This is a genomic window from Oleiphilus sp. HI0067 (assembly GCF_001635735.1).
In genome coordinates this window covers 1-820 of the sequence record NZ_LWFI01001600.1, presented here as the reverse complement: position 1 = coordinate 820, position 820 = coordinate 1, and the positions used below count along the sequence as shown (strand labels likewise).

The 820-nt window shown below is 47.1% G+C and carries 1 protein-coding gene; it reads left to right on the top strand.

What is annotated here, in order from left to right; translation table 11 throughout:
* Positions 1–90: 90 nt before the first annotated feature.
* Positions 91–820 (top strand): bifunctional phosphopantothenoylcysteine decarboxylase/phosphopantothenate--cysteine ligase CoaBC (coaBC, locus tag A3739_RS25995; RefSeq protein ID WP_156502854.1); only part of this gene is annotated, 730 nt, incomplete at its 3' end.

Here is an 820-nt window from a genome sequence, read left to right as displayed (position 1 = left end):
CCTAAGTAGGACATAACCCGATCGAAATTCTACGAACCCGCTATCGCTTGCGACAGCGGGTTTGTTTTTATCTGATAGACCAAAAATAGTATGGCACTTCAAGACTGTAATATTGTGCTCGGCGTGAGTGGTGGTATTGCTGCTTATAAATCTGCCGACCTTTGTCGCCAACTCAAGAAAAACGGTGCGAACGTACGCGTTGTGATGACGCAGGGTGCGTGTGCATTCGTCCAACCATTGACCTTCCAAGCTTTAAGTGGCGAACCTGTTTCTACAGCACTTCTTGATGAAGATGCTGAAGCAGGAATGGGGCATATCGAACTCGCAAAATGGGCAGATCTCATATTGATCGCACCTGCTAGTGCAAATTGCATCGCAAGAATAGCTAATGGCTTTGCGGATGATCTTCTCACAACGCTTGTGCTAGCGACCGAGGCGCAGATAGCGATCGCGCCGGCAATGAATCAAGTAATGTGGGCAAATCCTATTACGCAAAAGAATCTCCAGAATCTCATCGAAAGTTATGAGCAGCGACTCCAAATAGTAGGGCCAGCATCAGGCGAACAAGCATGTGGTGATGTTGGTTTTGGTCGAATGATGGAACCAAGCGATATTGTTGCGGCAATTTCTCAGGAATCAACACCGCGAGAATGTAAGTACAGAGTCGTTATTACGGCAGGGCCAACGCGAGAAGCGATTGATCCTGTTCGATATATTTCAAACCATAGCTCAGGCAAGATGGGCTATGCCTTGGCAGAAGCCTTCCATGCAGTGGGTGCAGATGTTTGCTTAATTTCCGGTCCTGTTAACTTATCATGTA